Source organism: Corallococcus sp. CA049B (genome assembly GCF_003611685.1).
In the GTDB taxonomy this organism is placed as follows: domain Bacteria; phylum Myxococcota; class Myxococcia; order Myxococcales; family Myxococcaceae; genus Corallococcus; species Corallococcus coralloides.
Map to the genome: position 1 here is coordinate 12369 of NZ_RAWC01000109.1, position 16204 is coordinate 28572.

16 protein-coding genes are annotated in these 16204 nt (G+C 70.7%); 4 read left to right on the forward strand and 12 right to left on the reverse strand.

What is annotated here, in order from left to right:
* Positions 1–2 precede the first annotated feature (2 nt).
* The 5 genes from D7W82_RS22830 to D7W82_RS22850 all read right to left on the reverse strand — a co-directional run bounded on the left by D7W82_RS22830 (position 3) and on the right by D7W82_RS22850 (position 5163).
* Positions 3–1469 (reverse strand): YdiU family protein, encoded by a 1467-nt coding sequence (locus D7W82_RS22830; RefSeq protein ID WP_120620370.1) that lies wholly within the window; start codon positions 1467–1469, stop codon positions 3–5.
* A gap of 18 nt (positions 1470–1487) precedes the next feature.
* Positions 1488–2102, reverse strand: coding sequence for a glutathione S-transferase family protein (locus tag D7W82_RS22835; RefSeq protein ID WP_120620371.1), 615 nt, complete (start codon positions 2100–2102; stop codon positions 1488–1490).
* Positions 2099–2974, reverse strand: a complete 876-nt coding sequence (locus D7W82_RS22840) for an SDR family oxidoreductase (RefSeq protein ID WP_120620372.1) — start codon at positions 2972–2974, stop codon at positions 2099–2101. The genes D7W82_RS22835 and D7W82_RS22840 overlap by 4 nt, the downstream gene beginning before the upstream one ends.
* Before the next feature lie 90 nt (positions 2975–3064).
* Positions 3065–3628, reverse strand: coding sequence for a DNA starvation/stationary phase protection protein Dps (gene dps / locus D7W82_RS22845; RefSeq protein WP_120620373.1), 564 nt, complete (start codon positions 3626–3628; stop codon positions 3065–3067).
* Positions 3629–3792: 164 nt separating this feature from the next.
* Positions 3793–5163 carry an FAD-dependent oxidoreductase gene (locus D7W82_RS22850; RefSeq protein ID WP_120620374.1) on the reverse strand — a complete coding sequence of 457 codons (1371 nt, stop codon included), beginning with the start codon at positions 5161–5163 and terminating at the stop codon, positions 3793–3795.
* Positions 5164–5203: 40 nt separating this feature from the next.
* On the opposite strand from D7W82_RS22850, the gene D7W82_RS22855 reads away from it, so the two are divergent.
* Positions 5204–5734, forward strand: coding sequence for a DUF4442 domain-containing protein (locus D7W82_RS22855; RefSeq protein WP_233587883.1), 531 nt, complete (start codon positions 5204–5206; stop codon positions 5732–5734).
* On the opposite strand, the gene D7W82_RS22860 is transcribed toward D7W82_RS22855, so the two are convergent.
* A complete protein-coding gene (locus D7W82_RS22860; protein WP_120620376.1) occupies positions 5735–6877 on the reverse strand; it encodes a triacylglycerol lipase in 1143 nt (380 codons plus the stop codon). It lies immediately after the preceding gene.
* 129 nt (positions 6878–7006) lie between these two features.
* On the opposite strand from D7W82_RS22860, the gene D7W82_RS22865 reads away from it, so the two are divergent.
* A complete protein-coding gene (locus D7W82_RS22865) occupies positions 7007–9085 on the forward strand; it encodes a S46 family peptidase (RefSeq protein WP_120620377.1) in 2079 nt (692 codons plus the stop codon).
* On the opposite strand, the gene D7W82_RS22870 is transcribed toward D7W82_RS22865, so the two are convergent.
* Complete coding sequence (locus tag D7W82_RS22870) at positions 9036–9911, reverse strand: hypothetical protein (protein WP_120620378.1); 876 nt, start codon at positions 9909–9911, stop codon at positions 9036–9038. The genes D7W82_RS22865 and D7W82_RS22870 overlap by 50 nt on opposite strands.
* Positions 9912–10217: 306 nt before the next feature.
* Here D7W82_RS22870 and D7W82_RS22875 point away from each other — a divergent pair, with 306 nt between their 5' ends.
* Positions 10218–10829, forward strand: a complete 612-nt coding sequence (locus D7W82_RS22875) for an adenylate/guanylate cyclase domain-containing protein (protein WP_120620379.1) — start codon at positions 10218–10220, stop codon at positions 10827–10829.
* Positions 10830–10867: 38 nt separating this feature from the next.
* Positions 10868–11518: a glutathione S-transferase family protein gene (locus tag D7W82_RS22880; RefSeq protein ID WP_120620380.1), complete on the forward strand. Its 651-nt coding sequence runs from the start codon at positions 10868–10870 to the stop codon at positions 11516–11518.
* 5 nt (positions 11519–11523) lie between these two features.
* Here the strand turns inward: D7W82_RS22880 and D7W82_RS22885 are convergent, their stop codons facing one another.
* The 5 genes from D7W82_RS22885 to D7W82_RS22905 form a co-directional block, all read right to left on the reverse strand.
* Positions 11524–12756: a type II toxin-antitoxin system HipA family toxin gene (locus D7W82_RS22885; protein WP_158617711.1), complete on the reverse strand. Its 1233-nt coding sequence runs from the start codon at positions 12754–12756 to the stop codon at positions 11524–11526.
* Positions 12753–13031, reverse strand: coding sequence for a helix-turn-helix domain-containing protein (locus D7W82_RS22890; RefSeq protein ID WP_370451068.1), 279 nt, complete (start codon positions 13029–13031; stop codon positions 12753–12755). The genes D7W82_RS22885 and D7W82_RS22890 overlap by 4 nt, the downstream gene beginning before the upstream one ends.
* 99 nt (positions 13032–13130) lie before the next feature.
* Positions 13131–13739 carry an HAD family phosphatase gene (locus D7W82_RS22895; RefSeq protein ID WP_120620382.1) on the reverse strand — a complete coding sequence of 203 codons (609 nt, stop codon included), beginning with the start codon at positions 13737–13739 and terminating at the stop codon, positions 13131–13133.
* A 13-nt stretch (positions 13740–13752) separates the two neighbouring features.
* Positions 13753–15645 (reverse strand): methyl-accepting chemotaxis protein, encoded by a 1893-nt coding sequence (locus D7W82_RS22900; RefSeq protein WP_120620383.1) that lies wholly within the window; start codon positions 15643–15645, stop codon positions 13753–13755.
* 77 nt (positions 15646–15722) lie between these two features.
* Positions 15723–16204 (reverse strand): host attachment protein (locus D7W82_RS22905; protein ID WP_233587884.1); only part of this gene is annotated, 482 nt, incomplete at its 5' end.

Genomic DNA, 16204 nt, shown 5'->3' on the forward strand with positions numbered 1-16204 from the left:
CGTCAGGAGCTGCAGCTCACCACCAGGTGCCGGCCCCACGTGGGCGGCGAGGCCGCGTAGGCCTCCTGGCCGGGGTGTTCGTCGAAGGGCGCGGACACCAGCGCGAGCACCCGGTCCACCTCCGCGAAGTCCCCCTCTTGCGCCCGCGAGATGGCCTGCTGCGCCACCCAGTTGCGCAGCACGTACTTCGGGTTGACGCGGTCCAGGCTCGCGTGGCGCTCGGCGTCCACGCTCCCCTCCGCCTCCAGCCGCGCCCGGTAGCGCTCGGCCCAGCCGTCGAAGCCCTCCGGCGGCAGGAAGTGGTCGCGGAGCGCGTCGTTGCGAGCACCGGGGCGGGAGTCGAACCGGTTCAGCGCGCGGAAGAAGCGCGTGTAGTCCACGTGCGAGCCGGCCATCAGCGCGAACAGGTCCTCCAGCAGCGAGCGGTCCTCGTCGCGGGATTCCTTCAGGCCCAGCTTCTCGCGCATGCGCGTCAGGAAGTGCCGCGCGAACGTGGGCTGGAAGAGGGTCAGCGTGGCGCGCGCCTCGTCCTCGGTGATGAGCGTGAGCAGCGCCTCTCCCAGGCAGGCCAGGTTCCACAGCGCCACGCGCGGCTGCTGGTCGAACGCGTAGCGGCCCTGGTGGTCGGAGTGGTTGCAGACGAAGCCAGGGTCGAAGTCGTCCAGGAACCCATAGGGCCCGTAGTCCAGCGTGAGCCCCAGGATGGACATGTTGTCGGTGTTCATCACGCCGTGCGCGAAGCCCACCGCCTGCCAGCGCGCCACCAGCTCCGCGGTGCGCTCCACCACCTCCGCGAAGAAGCGCGCGTGGCGGCCCTCCTGGCCCGCGAGGTGCGGGAAGTGCGCGGCGATGACGTGGTCCGCGAGCGCGGCCACGTGGCCGGGCTGCTCGGTGTGGTGGAAGAACTCGAAGGTGCCGAAGCGCACGTGCGACGGGGCCAGGCGCACCAGCATGGCGCCGGTCTCCACGTCCTCGCGGTACACCGGCGTGCGGGTGCCCAGGATGCACAGGGCCCGCGTGGTGGGGATGCCCAGCGCGTGCAGGGCCTCGCCGGCCAGGTACTCGCGCACGGTGGAGCGCAGCACCGCGCGCCCGTCACCGCCGCGCGAGAAGGGCGTGGGCCCGCCGCCCTTCAGGTGCAGGTCCCACTTCTCGCCGTCCGGGCCTTTCGCCTCGCCCAGGAGCAGCGCGCGGCCGTCTCCCAGGCGCGGCACGTACACGCCGAACTGATGCCCCGCGTACACCATGGCCAAAGGCTCCATGCCGGGCAGCGGCGTGGCCCCGCCGAACACGCGCGCGAACTCCGGGCGCGCGGCCTCCTCCGCGTCCAATCCCAGGAGCCGCAGGGCCGCCGGGTTCACGCTCACCACGTGCGCGTCCGGGAAGGGCGCGGGGGCCACCCGGGCGGCGAACCCGGGCGGCAGGCGGGCGTAGCTGTTGTCGAAGACGAGCTGTTCGAGCGAGGCCATGGATGGAAACCACAGACGTCAGGGGATGTGCATGCCCCGCTGCACGGCGGGGCGGCTGCCCACGCGGTGCAGGTACTGGAGGATGTTGGGCGTGTTGATGAAGAGCTCCGGGAAGAAGTCCCGCGAGCCCTTCAGCCACGGGTACGTGGCGATGTCCGCGATGGAGTACGTGGTGGCCAGGTAGTCCCGCGACGACAGCTGCTGCTCCACCACGCCCAGGATGCGCTTCGCTTCGGTCTGGAAGCGGTCGATGGCGTAGGGATGCTTCGCGGAGGCGAAGCGCCCGAAGTGGTTGAGCTGCCCGAGCATGGGGCCCAGGCCGCCCATCTGGAACATCAGCCACTGCGTCACCTCCGCCTTGCCGCGCGGATCAGCGGGCATCAGCCGGCCCGTCTTCTCCGCCAGGTACAGCAGGATGGCGCCGGACTCGAAGAGGGCCAGCGGGCCGCCCTGCGCGTCGTGGTCCACGATGGCCGGAATCTTGTTGTTGGGGTTGATGGCCAGGAACTCGGGCTTGAACTGCTCGCCCTTGGTGATGTCCACCGAGTGCGTCTTGTACGGGAGGCCCAGCTCCTCCAGGGCGATGGAGATCTTGCGGCCGTTGGGGGTCTTGAACGTGTACAGGTCGATCATGCCTTCACTCCCGTGAGCTGTTCGCTCACCTGCCAGAGCCGCTCCGCGAGCGCTTCGTCCCGGGCGGCGGACGACGGCTTCGCCTTGCGGCATTTGATGAAGTATTCGCCGCTGACGCCCGCCACCTCCGGCGACGACGCCAGGTAGACGGACGTCCTCGCGCCCTTCTCCGGGGAGAGCATGAAGGGCCCGGCCAGCTTGATGAGGTGCTTGAAGATGCCCTGGCTGTTGTGCCCGAAGCCCGTGGCCACCACGCCGGGGTGCAGCGCGTTCGCCGTCACCTGCGTGCCGGCCAGCCGCTTCGTCAGCCCGCGAGAGAAGAGGATGTTGCTGAGCTTGGCGTTGCCGTAGACGCGGATGCCGTCGTAGCGGCGCCGCTCCGTCTGCGGGTCGTCCAGGAAGTCCGGGTACGCCAGCCGGTGGCCTTCCGAGGACACGTTGATGATGCGCGCCGGCCCGCTCGCCACCAGCAGGTCGCGCAGCAGGTGGGTGAGGAGGAAGTGGGACAGGTGGTTGGTGGCGAACGTGGCCTCGTAGCCGTCCACCGTCACCTGGCGCCGGTCGATGATGAGGCCCGCGTTGTTGATGAGCACGTCCAGCCGCGAGTGCCGGGCGCGGAACGCCTTCGCCAGGTCGCGCACGGACTGGAGCGAGGACAGGTCCGCGAGCAGCGACTCCACCGGGGCTCCGGGGGCGGCCTCGCGCACCGCGGCGACCGTGGCCGCCGTGCGGGCCTCATCCCTGCCGGACAGCACCAGCGTGGCCCCCCGCCGCGCCAGCGCCTTGGCCGTCTCCTGACCAATGCCACCGGTGGCCCCGGTGATGAGGCACACCTTGCCGTCGAGACGGTCTTCGGGAAGCCCTGCCGCCATGGGACGCGTCCTCCTGGAATCCGGGGACGCGTTCTATACGCTCCCCGCCCTCCCCGCGCAGGAGAACCCGCAGGGAGGTGGGGGCGGACGTCAGGTGGTGGCCTGGCTGATGTCCTCGGCCTGACGGCCCCGGCGGCTGCCGCCCTTGGGGGGCATGGAGACCCCCGCGCGCGCGTCGCCGTTGAGGTGGCTCTCCAGGAACCAGAGGTCCTCCTCGGTCTCGCCCAGGGTCTGGGTGAGGATGTCCGCGGTGACGGGGTCGTTCGCCTCGTCGGACTTGTTGATGCCGTCGCGCAGGCTGGCGGCGTAGCGGCCCACGCGCTCGACGAGCGCGCGGATGTGGGCCTCGCCGTCCACGGCCTGCAGGTCGTACTCGGGCAGCTGGCTGTTGTTGGTGGCCAGGCGGATGGTGCCCTGGGCGTAGCCGCCCAGCGCGCCCGCACGCTCGGCGTACGAGTCCGCGTGCTTGCGCGCGTGCTTGGCCACTTCGTCGAAGAGCAGGTGGCGGCTGTAGAAGTGCGTGCCCCGGATGTTCCAGTGGGCCTGCTTCACCTGCCAGTGCAGGTCGATGGCGTTGGCGAGCAGCGTGTTGAGCATGTCGATGAGCTCTTCACGCGCGTCCTGGGGAAGGTTCACGTGGCTGGTCGTGTACATGGTCCTGCTCCCTCGTAGGTGGTGTGCGCGCGGCAGGCCGTCGGCATGACGTCTCGGCGCTTCCCACAGGGTGGGGATGGGCCGGGCCCTTGGCCACGGCGCGGCGTGTGTCGCCTGGCTGCCCGGCTGGCCCGGAGGGCGGGCGGCCGGGCGTCCTTCGATGATCAGCTCGCGTCGGGGGCGGTCAACCGGGCGGCGACCTCCGTGGCGGCGCGCTCGCCGGACTCCACCGCGCCGTCCAGGTAGCCGCAGCCCTCGATGGCCGTCTCCGTGCCTGCCCAGTGCACGCGGCCGAATGGCGCCCGCAGCGCGTCGCCCATGGCGGTGAGGGTGCCGGGGCGGGGCAGGCCCACGTAGCAGCCGGTGCTGAACGCCTCCTGCTTCCAGTCCAGCGCGGCGATGGCCACGGGCGACAGTGCCTGGGGGCCGAAGAAGCGCGCGAAGTCCGCGAGCGCCGCGCGGTGGAGGTCCTCCGCGGGGCGGCCGGTCCACGCGCGGGCGGTGTCGCCCAGGAAGAAGCCCACGAGCGCGGGGTGGTGGCCGTGGGGGCCGCAGTCGTCGAAGCACAGGCGCACCGGGCCCGCGTCGCTGACGGCCTCGCCGGACAGGCCCGCTTCGCGCCAGAAGGGCGTGGCGTAGGTGGCCACGACCTTGATGACGCTGCCCATGGGCATGTCCGCGTGCGCGCGGCGGCGGCCCGGCGGCAGGTCCGCGCCAAAGTCGATGCGCTCCGCGAGCGCGGGCGGCGTGGCCACCACCGCGTAGCGCGCGCGGAAGGTCCGGCCGTCCTCCGTGGTGGCGGTGACGCCGCGCGCGTCCTGGAGCAGGGCCTTCACGGGCGCGGAGAGGACGACGCGGCCCTCGGGCAGTCCCTCCGCCAGCCTGCGTGAGAGGGATTGCGCGCCGTCCACGAAGCGCTCCGCCTGGGCGCCGCCCTCGATTTCGGTGAGCGGCATGAGGCCGCCGTTGGAGTGCACGTAGGAGAGGAAGTGCAGGAAGGACAGCTCGGAGGGCTCCGCCGCGAACACCGCGCGGGTGGCGATGTCCAGCGCGGCGCGGGCGCCCCAGGTGGGCACGTGGCGCTGCTTCCAGTCCTCCACGGTGAGGGCGTCCCACTCGGCGGCCCTGGGCGCGGCGGCGGGCCTCTCCCGGGGGACGCGCTTCGCCAGGCCATCCAGCTTCCAGACGACGCGCTGCAAATCCAGCAGCGACAGGAGGGGCAGGGACGGGACCTTGCCCTGGTACGTGCGGCGCTCGCCGCGCACCTCCAGCACCTTGGTGCCCTGGTGGTGCTGGGGGAAGCGTTGGAGGCCCAGGCCGTCCGCGAGCTTGAGCACGTGGCGCTGCCTGGGGCCCACCCACTGACCGCCCAGGTCCACGAGCCCGCCACCCAATTCGCGGGTGAGGGTGCGGCCACCCACGCGGTCGCGCGCCTCCAGCACGGCGACGGTGGCGCCGGTGCGAGCGATGTCCCGGGCCGCGGTGAGTCCCGCGACGCCCGCGCCGATGACGACCACGTCCGCGCTTTCACCCATGGTGTGGCGGACTCTACGCCGGAGGCGGCGGGTGGCTAGGATGCGCGCGGGACGTCAGACGGGAAGGGTGGAGGACCGGATGTTCGCGTTGGAGCTGGTGGAGAAGGTGCGGCAGGTGTCGCCGGGCGCGGCGAACGCGCTGACGACGTTGGCGGTGAAGAACATCGTCCCCCTGGCGAAGGCCATGGGCTACCGCGTGGACGAGGTGACGGACGCGCGCGTGAAGGCGACGGTGCCGCTGGACCGCAAGACGAAGAACCACGTGGGCAGCGTGTACCTGGGCGCCCAGGTGACGGTGATGGAGTTGACGATGGGCGTGATGCTCTTCCGCCGCTTCCCGCCTGGCCAATACAAGATGCTGGTCAACCGCATGGAGGTCGCCTTCCACGCGAAGGCGAAGACGGCGGTGAGCGCGGTGTGCGAGCCGGGGGAGGAACTGCTCCAGAAGCTCGCGTCGGAGCTGCGCGCGACGGGCGACAAGGCGGAGGCGTGGATCCCGGTGCGCCTGCTGGGCACTGACGGCCAGTGCGTCGCCGAGTCGCGCTTCCTGGCCGTCTTCAAGCGCGGGTAGCTACCGCGGCGCTTCCTCTTCCATCAGGAAGTCGCCAATGGTCTTCCACATCGCCTCGAACTGGGGGCGGCGGAAGCCGGAGCCGGAGATGAGCCAGTCCACGTGCGGGGGCTGGTGCGCCGGCTGGTCGAAGTGGCCAATGGCATCCAGGTGGTCCGCGCGCACCGCCGCCAGCACGCGGCCGTACACCTGCGAGCGCGTGGGCACGATGCCGTCACACGCGGTGGGGCCGGGCATGGCGCCGTAGGCCTGCACCAGCGCCGCCGTCTGCGCGGGCGTGTGCAGGGGCAGCTGCGTGAGCGGCATCCGCTGCGTCTGGCCGTACACGAACGCGTAGATGGTGTGCGTGAGCTGCGCGTACGGATCCAGGCCCGCGGCCAGCCGCGTGCGCAGGGACGGCGGCCGGGCCTGCGTCACCACGGAGCCGTAGCGCACGCCGGGCCGGTCATGCGTGCCGCCGTTGAACAGGTCGATTCCCTCCGGCGTGAGCTGGGGGATGAGCGACGTGTCACGGCCCACGTCCCACAGGAACTTCGTCACCGCGTCCCGCCGCTCGCTGGAGAAGTCCCCCAGCAACTGGTCGAAGAGCTGATCCAGCAGCGTGGCCTTCCACCCCAGCTGATCATCCGCCCGCGACATCAGGTGCCCGAAGCGGAACACCACGCTCAGGGGCAGCCGGCCGAATCGCAGCACGTACATGGTGAACAGCGACAGCAGCTTCAGCAGCTGCTGGCCGAAGAGGCCCAGGAAGAACGTGGCCAGCGGCGTGCCCGCGTGGGGCGCGGACAGCGTCACCACGGAGCGCACGCGGCGTGCGAAGGGCTCCAGCTCCAGCGCGTCCGACACCTGCGCGCCGGGGGAGACGAACAGGCGGGCGTCCAGACCTCCGGTGGAGTGGCCCACCAGGTGGATGGGGCCGTCGTCCCCGGAGGCCGTCTCGCTCACGGCCTTGAGCAGATCCGCGGTGCGCTGGCGGATGGAGGCCGTGGGATGGGAGACGATCGTCACCACCTCCGCGTCGACTCCCCGGCGGGCGAGGTCCTGCTTCAGGAACTCGTACGCGTGGCCGAAGTAGAGGAGCTCGCCCAGGTTGGTGAAGCCGAAGAATCCGGGGACGAGGTAGACGTGATGCTTCACGGACATGGGTCGCCCAGCATACCCCACGCTCCCGGGATGGGCTTGGAATACCCGGCGTCCCACGCGGTTGACGCCCGCCCGGTTGCATTGACAAAACGGCCGCCCGTTTCCCCTACCCACGAAGGAAGACTCTCCGTGTACCGCACACTGCTTGCGCTTGGCCTGCTGTCGTCCCTCCCCGCCGCGGCGGAAGAGGGCATGTGGACCTACGACGCCTTTCCCGCCGCCCAGGTGAAGAAGGCCTACGGCTTCGAGCCGACCCAGGCGTGGCTGGACAAGGTGCGCCTGGGCTCCGTGCGGCTCGCGGGCGGCTGCTCCGCCAGCTTCGTGTCGCCGGACGGCCTGGTGATGACGAACCACCACTGCGTGCGCAGCTGCATTGAAGAGCTGACGACCGCGAAGGACGACCTCTTGGCGAAGGGCTTCCAGGCGAAGTCAGCGAAGGAGGAGCGGCGCTGTCCCAAGGTGGAAGCCAACCAGCTGGTGGAGATGACGGACGTCACCGAGCGGATGAACGCGGCGACGAAGGGGCTGTCCGGCGCGGCCTTCAACACCGCGCTCAAGAAGGAGATGGCCGCGGTGGAGGGCGCGTGCACCACCGGCGCGGACGTGCGGTGCGACGTGGTGACGCTCTACAACGGCGGCAAGTACCAGCTCTACAAGTACCGCCGCTTCCAGGACGTGCGGCTCGTCTTCGCGCCGGAGTTCTCCATGGCGGCGTTCGGCGGGGACGCGGATAACTTCAACTTCCCGCGCTACGGCTACGACGTGTCCTTCGTGCGCGTGTGGAAGGACGACGCGCCGGCGAAGAGCCCGGACTACCTGCCGTGGGCGAAGGAGGGCGCGAAGGAGGGGGACCTGGTCTTCGTCTCCGGCCACCCGGGCGGCACGGAGCGCAAGAGCACGGTGGCGGAGCTGGAGTTCCAGCGCGACGTGGCGCTGCCCCAGACGCTGCTCCAGCTGTCGGAGATGCGCGGCGCGCTGCGCGAGTTCACCAGCGCGTCGCCGGAGCGCTTCCGCGTGGCGCGCTCCAGCCTGCGCGGCGTGGAGAACGGCCTGAAGGCGCTGAAGGGCCGGCAGGAGACGCTGGCGGACCCCGCGGTGCTCGCGCGCAAGCGGCAGGAGGAGGCGGAGCTGAAGAAGCGCATCGACGCGAACCCCCAGGCGAAGGCCCTGACGCAGGGCATGTGGGACGAGACGGCGCAGGCGCTGGACGTGTGGCGCCGGATGATGAGCGGCTACCGGATGAAGGGCGCGGGGGATGCGTTCCGCTCCGACCTGTTCTCCTACGCCCAGGCGCTGGTGCGCGCGGCGGATGAGCTGCCCAAGGCCAACGCGGAGCGCCTGCGCGAGTACACCGAGGGCCAGCTGCCGGCGCTCAAGCAGCGGCTGCTGCGGGAGGCGCCTATCCCGGCGGAGCTGGAGACGCTGACGCTGACGTTCGGCTTCAACAAGCTGCGCGAGACGCTGGGCGCGGATGATCCGTTCGTGCGCCTGGTGCTGGAGAAGGAGGCCCCTGCGGACCTGGCGAAGGCGCTGGTGAAGGGCTCCAAGCTGGGCGACGTGAAGGTGCGCCAGGCGCTGCTGGAGGGCGGCAAGGCGGCGGTGGACGCGTCGAAGGATCCGATGATCGTCCTGGCGCGCAAGGTGGACGCGGAGACGCGCGCGTCGCGCAAGCGCTACGAGGACACGGTGGAGGCGGTGCTCAAGCGCAACGGCGAGCGGCTGGCGAAGGCGTACCTGCTGGTGAACGGCACGGCGGGCGCTCCGGACGCGACGTTCACGCTGCGGCTCAACTACGGGCAGGTGAAGGGCTGGGAGGACAACGGCAAGGCCGTGCCGGCGCTGACCACGTTCGGTGGGGCCTACGGGCGCGACACGGGCAAGGAGCCCTTCAAGCTGCCGGCGCCGTGGGTGAAGGCGAAGGGGAAGGTGCCGGACGCGACGCCGCTGGACATGGCGACGACCAACGACATCATCGGCGGCAACTCCGGCTCGCCGGTGGTGAACCGGGACGGGCAGGTGGTGGGGCTCATCTTCGACGGCAACCTGCCGTCGCTGGGAGGCCGCTACCTCTACGTGCCGGAGACGAACCGCGCGGTGGCGGTGCACGGCGACGGCATCATGGCCGCGCTGGAGCACGTGTACGGCGCTGCGCGCGTGGTCAACGAGCTGAAGGGCGCGCAGGCTGCGTCCGCGGCTCCGGCTCGCTGAAGCAGGGCTGCCCGAGGGGGCGGGAGGACATCAGTCCCTCCGCCTCCAGCGTTGCGCGCACGGAAGGGATGTGTCCCCGGTGCGCCTTGAAGTGCTGGAGGAACAGCCGCACCCAGTGCGCTGGCGGTTCCTGCTGTCCCCAGGTGCGGACGGCGTTGCCCCAGGGATGCCGCGTCAGGGTGTCCAGGAAGGGCAGGACGTCATGCAGGCCCAGGAGCGGCCGGTGCGGCGGAATGCCTCCGCGGGGTCGCGACGTCGCGGTGCGCGGCGCGGATGCCCAGGTGTGGCGTTCTCGTAGGAAGCGATTGAAGGTGCGCTGACCGTCGGGCTCCTGGATGAGCGCGCGCAGCAGTCGCGCCTGCTCACCTCGATCCAGCAGTGCCCCCTTGCGCCGCGCCTGCTTGCGCAGCCAGTAGCGGTTGCGCCACGCCTTCTCGACGGGGTCCTCGAACGCGGTCGTGTGCTTCACGTGGCCCAGCGCGTGCTCGCCGATGACGCCCCTGGGCAGCAGGCTGCGCACGTGGCTCAGGCGGTCCTCCCGGCGAAGCTCGCGCGTGCGAGCGGTGGCCCAGCGGATGAACGGCATCAGCTTGTCGCCGTCGCGCCGCCACCGCACCTCCATGCTGATCTCCTTGCGCTCCCACGGCGCCAAGGAGGGCAGGTCATCCTCCACGTCCCCGGCCTTCATCCACCCTTCCAGCTCCTGGCGGGCCTCCTGGCGGGCCGCGCGGTGGATGCGCGCCTTCGCGAAGCGCGCGGCCTCCCGGTGCTTCGACGGCAGCAGCGAGCGCGCCATCTGCCGGACCTTTTCGTCTGAGTGGATCATCGCCCGTAGGACCTCCGTGAGCGGCGCGGACGTGGCGCGCGCCCATCACCTGACTCGCACCGGACGCACTCCCACCGCGACGCGTCGGGTGCAGGACAACCGCGGTCCAGAACCTCACGGGTGCTTGGTGCGTCGCGTCAGGAAGTCGCTACCGTAGGGATGCGGACCTGGATCCGCCTCTGTCTTCGCACGGTTGCGTTCCCCGGAACGTCGCCGTCCGGGCGCCTTCCCGGGGTGGTTGGGAGCCGGCGCCCGACGTGCGGTAGCATCTCGGTCGTCTCACGCCGGGGGGAGGGAGGATGCACGATGGTGGTGGAGGCCCCGGAGCCCCGGACGATGTCGGCCATCATGTTCACGGACATGGAGGCCCCCGCAGGTCAACGCTGGCGAGATGAGTCGCTACAACAAGCGCTGCATGAGGAGCACGGCCAACTGGTGCGAGGACTGCTCGCCCGCCACGGTGGCCGCGAGGTGAAGCGGATGGAGGAGGGCGGCTTCCTCCTGGAGTTCGAGTCGGGCCTGCCCGCGGTGGCCTTCGCGCTGGAGTGGCGCGCCGCCGTGGATGCCCGCAACCGCGCCGTCCCCACCGAGCGGCGGATGTCCGTCCGCGCGGGCGCGCACCTGGGCATGGTGGTGCACCGCGACGGCGACATCTTCGGGGAAGGCGTCAACCTGGCGGCCCGCATCGAGTCCCTGGCGCGCCCAGGCACGGTCTACGTCAGCGAGACGGTGGCCGCGCAGCTGGAGGGGCGGCTGAGGGCGCCTCCCGTGAAGCTGGGCCGCAACGAGTTGAAGAACATCCGGCTGCCGGTGGCGGTGTTCCGCATCGACTCACAGGCGGAGGGCCGCGACGGACGGGCGCTCCTGTCACGCGTGCGTTCACTGCTGGGCCGTAAGCGCGCGCGCGCGGACGGTTGAGGCTGACGGCCGGACGCGCGGCGGTATGGTGCCGCGCCATGTCCGAGCTCACCCTGGTCGTTGGTTCCAAGAACTACTCCTCGTGGTCGCTGCGCCCCTACCTGGCCCTGGCCCACACCGGCCAGCCGTTCCGGGAGGTGCTGGTGCCGCTGGACACGCCGGAGACGGCGGCGCTCATCGCGATGCATTCGCCCAGCGGCCGGGTGCCGGTGCTCAAGCACGGCGACACGGTGGTGTGGGATTCGCTGTCCATCTGCGAGTACCTGGCGGAGGCCTTTCCGGAAGCGAAGCTGTGGCCGGAGGACCGCGCGATGCGCGCGATGGCGCGCTCGGTGACGTCGGAGATGCACTCGGGCTTCACGGCGCTGCGCACGAACCTCCCCATGGACCTGCTGGCGCGCAAGACGGTGCCGGGCGTGGACGCGCCGGGCGTGCACGCGGACATCGCGCGCATCCAGGCGCTGTGGGTGGGCTGCCGTGAGCGCCACGGCAAGGGAGGGCCCTTCCTCTTCGGCGCCTTCTCCATCGCGGACGCGTTCTTCGCGCCCGTCGTCACCCGCTTCGTCACCTACGGCGTCCCGTTCCGTCCGGAGAACGCCGCGTACCGCGACGCGGTGCTGGGCCTGCCCGCGATGCTCAAGTGGACGGAGGCCGCCCAGGGCGAGCCGCCGCTCGCGCGCTACCGGTAGGAGCGCTACGGAGCGCGGAGCTCCTGGAGGCGCTTGTGCATCGTCCGCCGGAGGAAGTCCGTGCGGCGCGCGTCGAAGCCAATCTCCTCCAGGCGCTCCAGCCAGGGCTCCGCGCTGACGCACAGCTTGTCGAGCAGGGTGCTGACGGCCTTCGCGTTCACGCCGTAGCGCTCGCCAAAAGCGATGAAGTGCGCGCGCCGGAAGTTGTCGTCGCGCCCTTCGAACTTCAGGGCCATGCGGTGATCGCCGTAGGGCAGGGTGGTCAGCAGGTCATAGGCGGGTGACAAACGGAAACCGCCTCCGGGCCCCTCCGCCAGGATGCTCACGTTCTTGGCGTGCAGGTCCCCGTTCCCGATGAGGTAGCTGAACGCGAGCAGGTGGAGGAAGCGCGCAAGCTCGGGAACGGGCGCGGCGCAGTTCTCGCGAAGGCCCTCGGCGATGGCCGCGCAGGTGAGCCGGTACTTGTCGCTGGTATAGCGATCCAGGAACTGACAGGCATCCTCCTGGTGGATGCGGCGCAGGCGCTTCTCCGCCTTTTCCCAACTGCGATCAAAGCGCTCGACGAGCAGCCCGTCGTTCCCATCGCGGTCATGGATGAGCCGCGTGGCGGCGACGCGCAAGCCGCACTGCTTCGCCATGCCCATGAAGAAGTGCTCGTTGCGCACGAGCTCGGGCTTGTCCCTCGGGTTGAGCTTCAGGATGTAGTCGCGCTGCCCCGGCGTAGACACCGGGAAGGAGATGGTGGAGGCGGAGAGCTTCTCCTGGACGCCTGGAATCGTCGGCTCGGTGTTCTCCGTCCCCAGTCGCGGGAGGCTCTGGGCGAAGAGGTCCGTGAAGAGAACGGACCCTGGCTTCCATTTCGCTCCGCGAGGGACGGGGCGCGGGAAGCTCTGTCCCTGGGGAACGACGGAGAGGTCCCCCACGGTATCGGCCCCCGCCGCCACCAGCAGGCTGAGCAGGTCGTCTTCCGACGTCTTGACGTTCTGGAGGAGGACCCGCAGGCGCAGTCCTTCAGGAAGAAGCCCCGCGAAGTAGGGGTGGAGGTTGGTTCCCAGGGTCTCGGTGCGGCGTCTCGAATAGGGCAGGTGGACCGCGATGCCGCCAGGCCTTGCCGCGTGTTGCTCGAAGAAGTCCGCCGCGTACTCGAAGATGGAGCCGTGAGTGGTTCGGGTGATGGCGCCGACATGGGTGGACTCGCGCCACACCTCCGCGACTTCGATTTCGGTCGGGCGGATCATGACGCCGGCTCGCTCACCCGCAGGCGTTGCTGGCCCGGCTCGAGCGTCAGCTGGAGTCCCAGGACGTGGAGGACGTCCAGGAGCTTGTCCAGGCGCAGCGTGGCCTTCTTCCCGCTCTCCACGTCGTAGATGAAGACAGGTCCGCATCCCGCCAGGACGCTGACCTCTTGCTGGGTCAATCCAAGCTTCGTGCGTTGCGCCCTGACGGCTTCCGCGAGGGGACGGAGCCAGGAGGTTTCCGGTCGAGCCATGTGCCGTGGACTCCCAAAATCCATCCGCTTGGATGGATTTCGGCCCGGAATGTATCGGCATGAGAGGCCGTCACGTCAATATCCATTCGAGCGGATGGATCCGGAATCCATCCGCGTCGGGGCTCACAGCCCCAGCGACTTGAGCTGCGCGTCGAACGCGGGGGCGTCCGTGAAGACGAACCCGCGCAGGCCCAGCGCGCGGGCCGCGTCCACGAACTCCGGCAGGTCGTCGAAGAAGGCGGCCTCCTCCGGCGCGCAGCCCGCCTTCTGGAGCGCGAGCTGGTAGATGGCCGGCTCCGGCTTCACGTGCCCCACCTCGCAGCTCATCACCAGCGCGTCGAAGCGCTGGAGCACGGGCAAGCGCGGCTTCAGCCAGGCCACGTGCAGCGCGTTGGTGTTGGACACCAGCACCCGCTTCACGCGGCCCGCCAGCCCCTCCACGCGCGGCAGCACCGCGTCGTGCACCTGGAAGTGGCTGCTCCAGAGGGGCGCGAACTCCTCCATGGGCAGCTCCACGCCCAGCGCGCCGCAGACGTCCTGGCGGATGCCCTCCGCGTCCAGCAGGCCCCGGTTCGCCGCCGTCCAGCCCGCGCCGGTGAGCCTTCTGGCGGCCTCTCGCGGCTCCAACCCCGCCCGCGCCGCGAGCCTCGCGAAGAGCAGCGCGTTGTCGTGGAACACCAGCACGTTGCCCAGGTCCAGCAGCACGGCCTTCACGGCGGGGACGGCGGACACGGTGGCTCCTGGTTCAGATGCGGTAGGCGCGCGCGACGCCTTCCATCTGGCTGGCGACTTCCTGCAGCCGCTTCGCCGCGCCGGTGGTGGACTTCAGGCTGGTCTGCGTCTCCGTCATCATGGAGGACAGGTCCGTGACCGCGCTGAAGATCTGCGCGATGCCCGCGTTCTGCTGGTTCACCGCCCCGGCGATCTGCCGCGCCGCCGCGGCGTTGTCCTGCACGATGGTGGCCAGCTCCTTCAGGTGCTCGCCGCTGGTGCGCACCTGCTCCAGCCCTTCCGCGACGCTGGAGTGGCTCTGCTCCGTCATCTTCGCCGTGGAGATGATGGCGTGGCCCAGGTCCCCCAGGATGTCGCGCACCTTCTCCGTGGCCTGGATGGACTGGTCCGCCAGGTTGCGGATTTCGCGCGCCACCACGCTGAAGCCCTTGCCGTGCTCGCCCGAGCGCACGGCTTCAATGGCCGCGTTGAGCGCCAGCATGTTGGACTGGTCCGCCAGGTCCTTCACCGTCTGGGTGATGCCGCCAATCTGCTGCGTGCGCTCGTTGAGCTGCACGATGCGCATGGCCATCTCCCCGGACTGCTCGTGCAGCCCCTGGAAGCCGCCCAGGCTGTCGCGGATGGCGACCTCGCCCGCGCGGCCCACCTCCTCCGCGCGCGACGCCACGCCCAGCACCGTCTCCGCCTTCTCCGCGGCCAGCAGCGACGTCTGCTTGATCTCCTGCGCCGTCACCTGCGTCTCCTGGAGCGCGGCGGCCTGGCGGGCCACGTTGCGCTCCTGGACCTCGGAGGCGAGGTTCAGCTCCGCCACGGTCTCGCTGAGGACGTGCGTGCCCTCCTGGAGGCTGGTGGCCGTCTCGCGCAGGTTCTTCATCATCTGCGCGAAGGCCTGCGTGAGCTCGCCCACCTCGTCCCGCCCCGCCTTCACCTCCATCTCCTGCGTGAGGTCGCCCTCCTTCACCACGCGGCGGACCACCTCGCCGAGCGCGCGCAGCGGCCGGGTGATGCCGCGCGCCAGCACCCACGAGCCCAGGCCCACCGCCGCCACGAAGAGGGCGGCCAGCCCCAGCACCAGCCGGCGCATCCCGTTGAGGGGCGCGTAGGCCTCCGCGGGGTCCACCTGGGAGACGAACCTCCACCCGTCCCCCACGTCGCGCACCTCCGCGCCGTTCACCGCCGTCACGGACACGCGGCCCGCGTCGTCGTGCGCGCCCCGGCGCGTGTCGAACAGCGTCCGGCCGTCCGCGCCCTGGATCTCCAGCGAGAAGCTGGCGTGGCCGCGGAGCTGGGCGCGGGCGAGCGCGGGCTTCACCAGCTCTCCCACCTGGCCCCAGTCGAACGCGGCGAGCAGCACGCCCAGCCGCTGGCCGCGCTCGTCCATCACCGGCACCGCCAGCGGCAGCACGTGCACGCTGTAGATGGGGTCCTCCGCCTCCACGCCCTCGGCGGTGGTGGCGCCGGCCTGCGCCTTCTGGAACCACGGCGCCTTGCGCACCGCCTCCGCGCTCCCGGCGTAGGCCTCGCGCAGGGCGGGCGTGCTGGCGGAGACCGCCACGCCGTCGTCGCTGAAGAGCACGATGCCGTTGAGGGTGAGATAGCGCCGCTGGAGCAGCGACAGCATCGCGTCGCTCGCGGTGGGGTCCTTCGTGCGCAGCGCCTGGCGCAGGATGGGGTCCTCCGCCCAGCTGTGGGCGCTCGACTCGCGCTCCGCCAGGGTGGACTCCAGCAGGTCCTTGAACCCCTCGGCCTCCATGCGCAGGGAGGTGTTGATCTGCGCCTCCGTCTGCTGGCGCATCAGCTTGTCCTGCATGCCGGTCAGCGCGAGCAGCGGCACGCACGACACCAGGGTCATGTACAGCAGCAGCCGCCCACGCAGCGTCAGGGACGGCAGTATGAAAGAAGGCATGGCACGCCGGCGCAAAGGAGAGGACCCGGATTCCTATACCAGAACCCGGGCCCCGAACCCCCTGTCCGGCTGGCCGCCTACAACACCGGCACCCGGTCAGGCAGCTCCCTCGCGGGCAGGCTGGAGTAATCCGCGTCCAGGTCCAGCCGTACCCGCTGCCTCACGCGCGTGCTGAGCAGCCCCCGGAGCATGCCCAGGAAGGCCGGAGGCGCCGCGATGACCAGCTGGTCGAACGCGTGCGAGTCCACGCCCCTGTCCAGGCGCCCGGACAGCTCCCGGGCGAAGCGCTCGTGCTCCAGCTCCCTGCGGCCGTTCGGGTCGTTCTCCGGCACCGGGCCGTGCAGCGTGCCCGCGTTGGGGTTGTCCGCCTGGTTGAACAGCTCGACGGGCTTGGTGCGGCTCTCGTCATGCTGGAACTGCTCGATGAGGTCCCACTTCTCCGCCTTCGCATCCGTGGCGAAGAGCCGGGCGCGACTCGCGTTGGCCACCAGGATCCAGAGCCTCTTGTCCGCCATCTTCACGCCTCCTTGTCTCTTGAGGGATGCGGACCCCCCCGCCC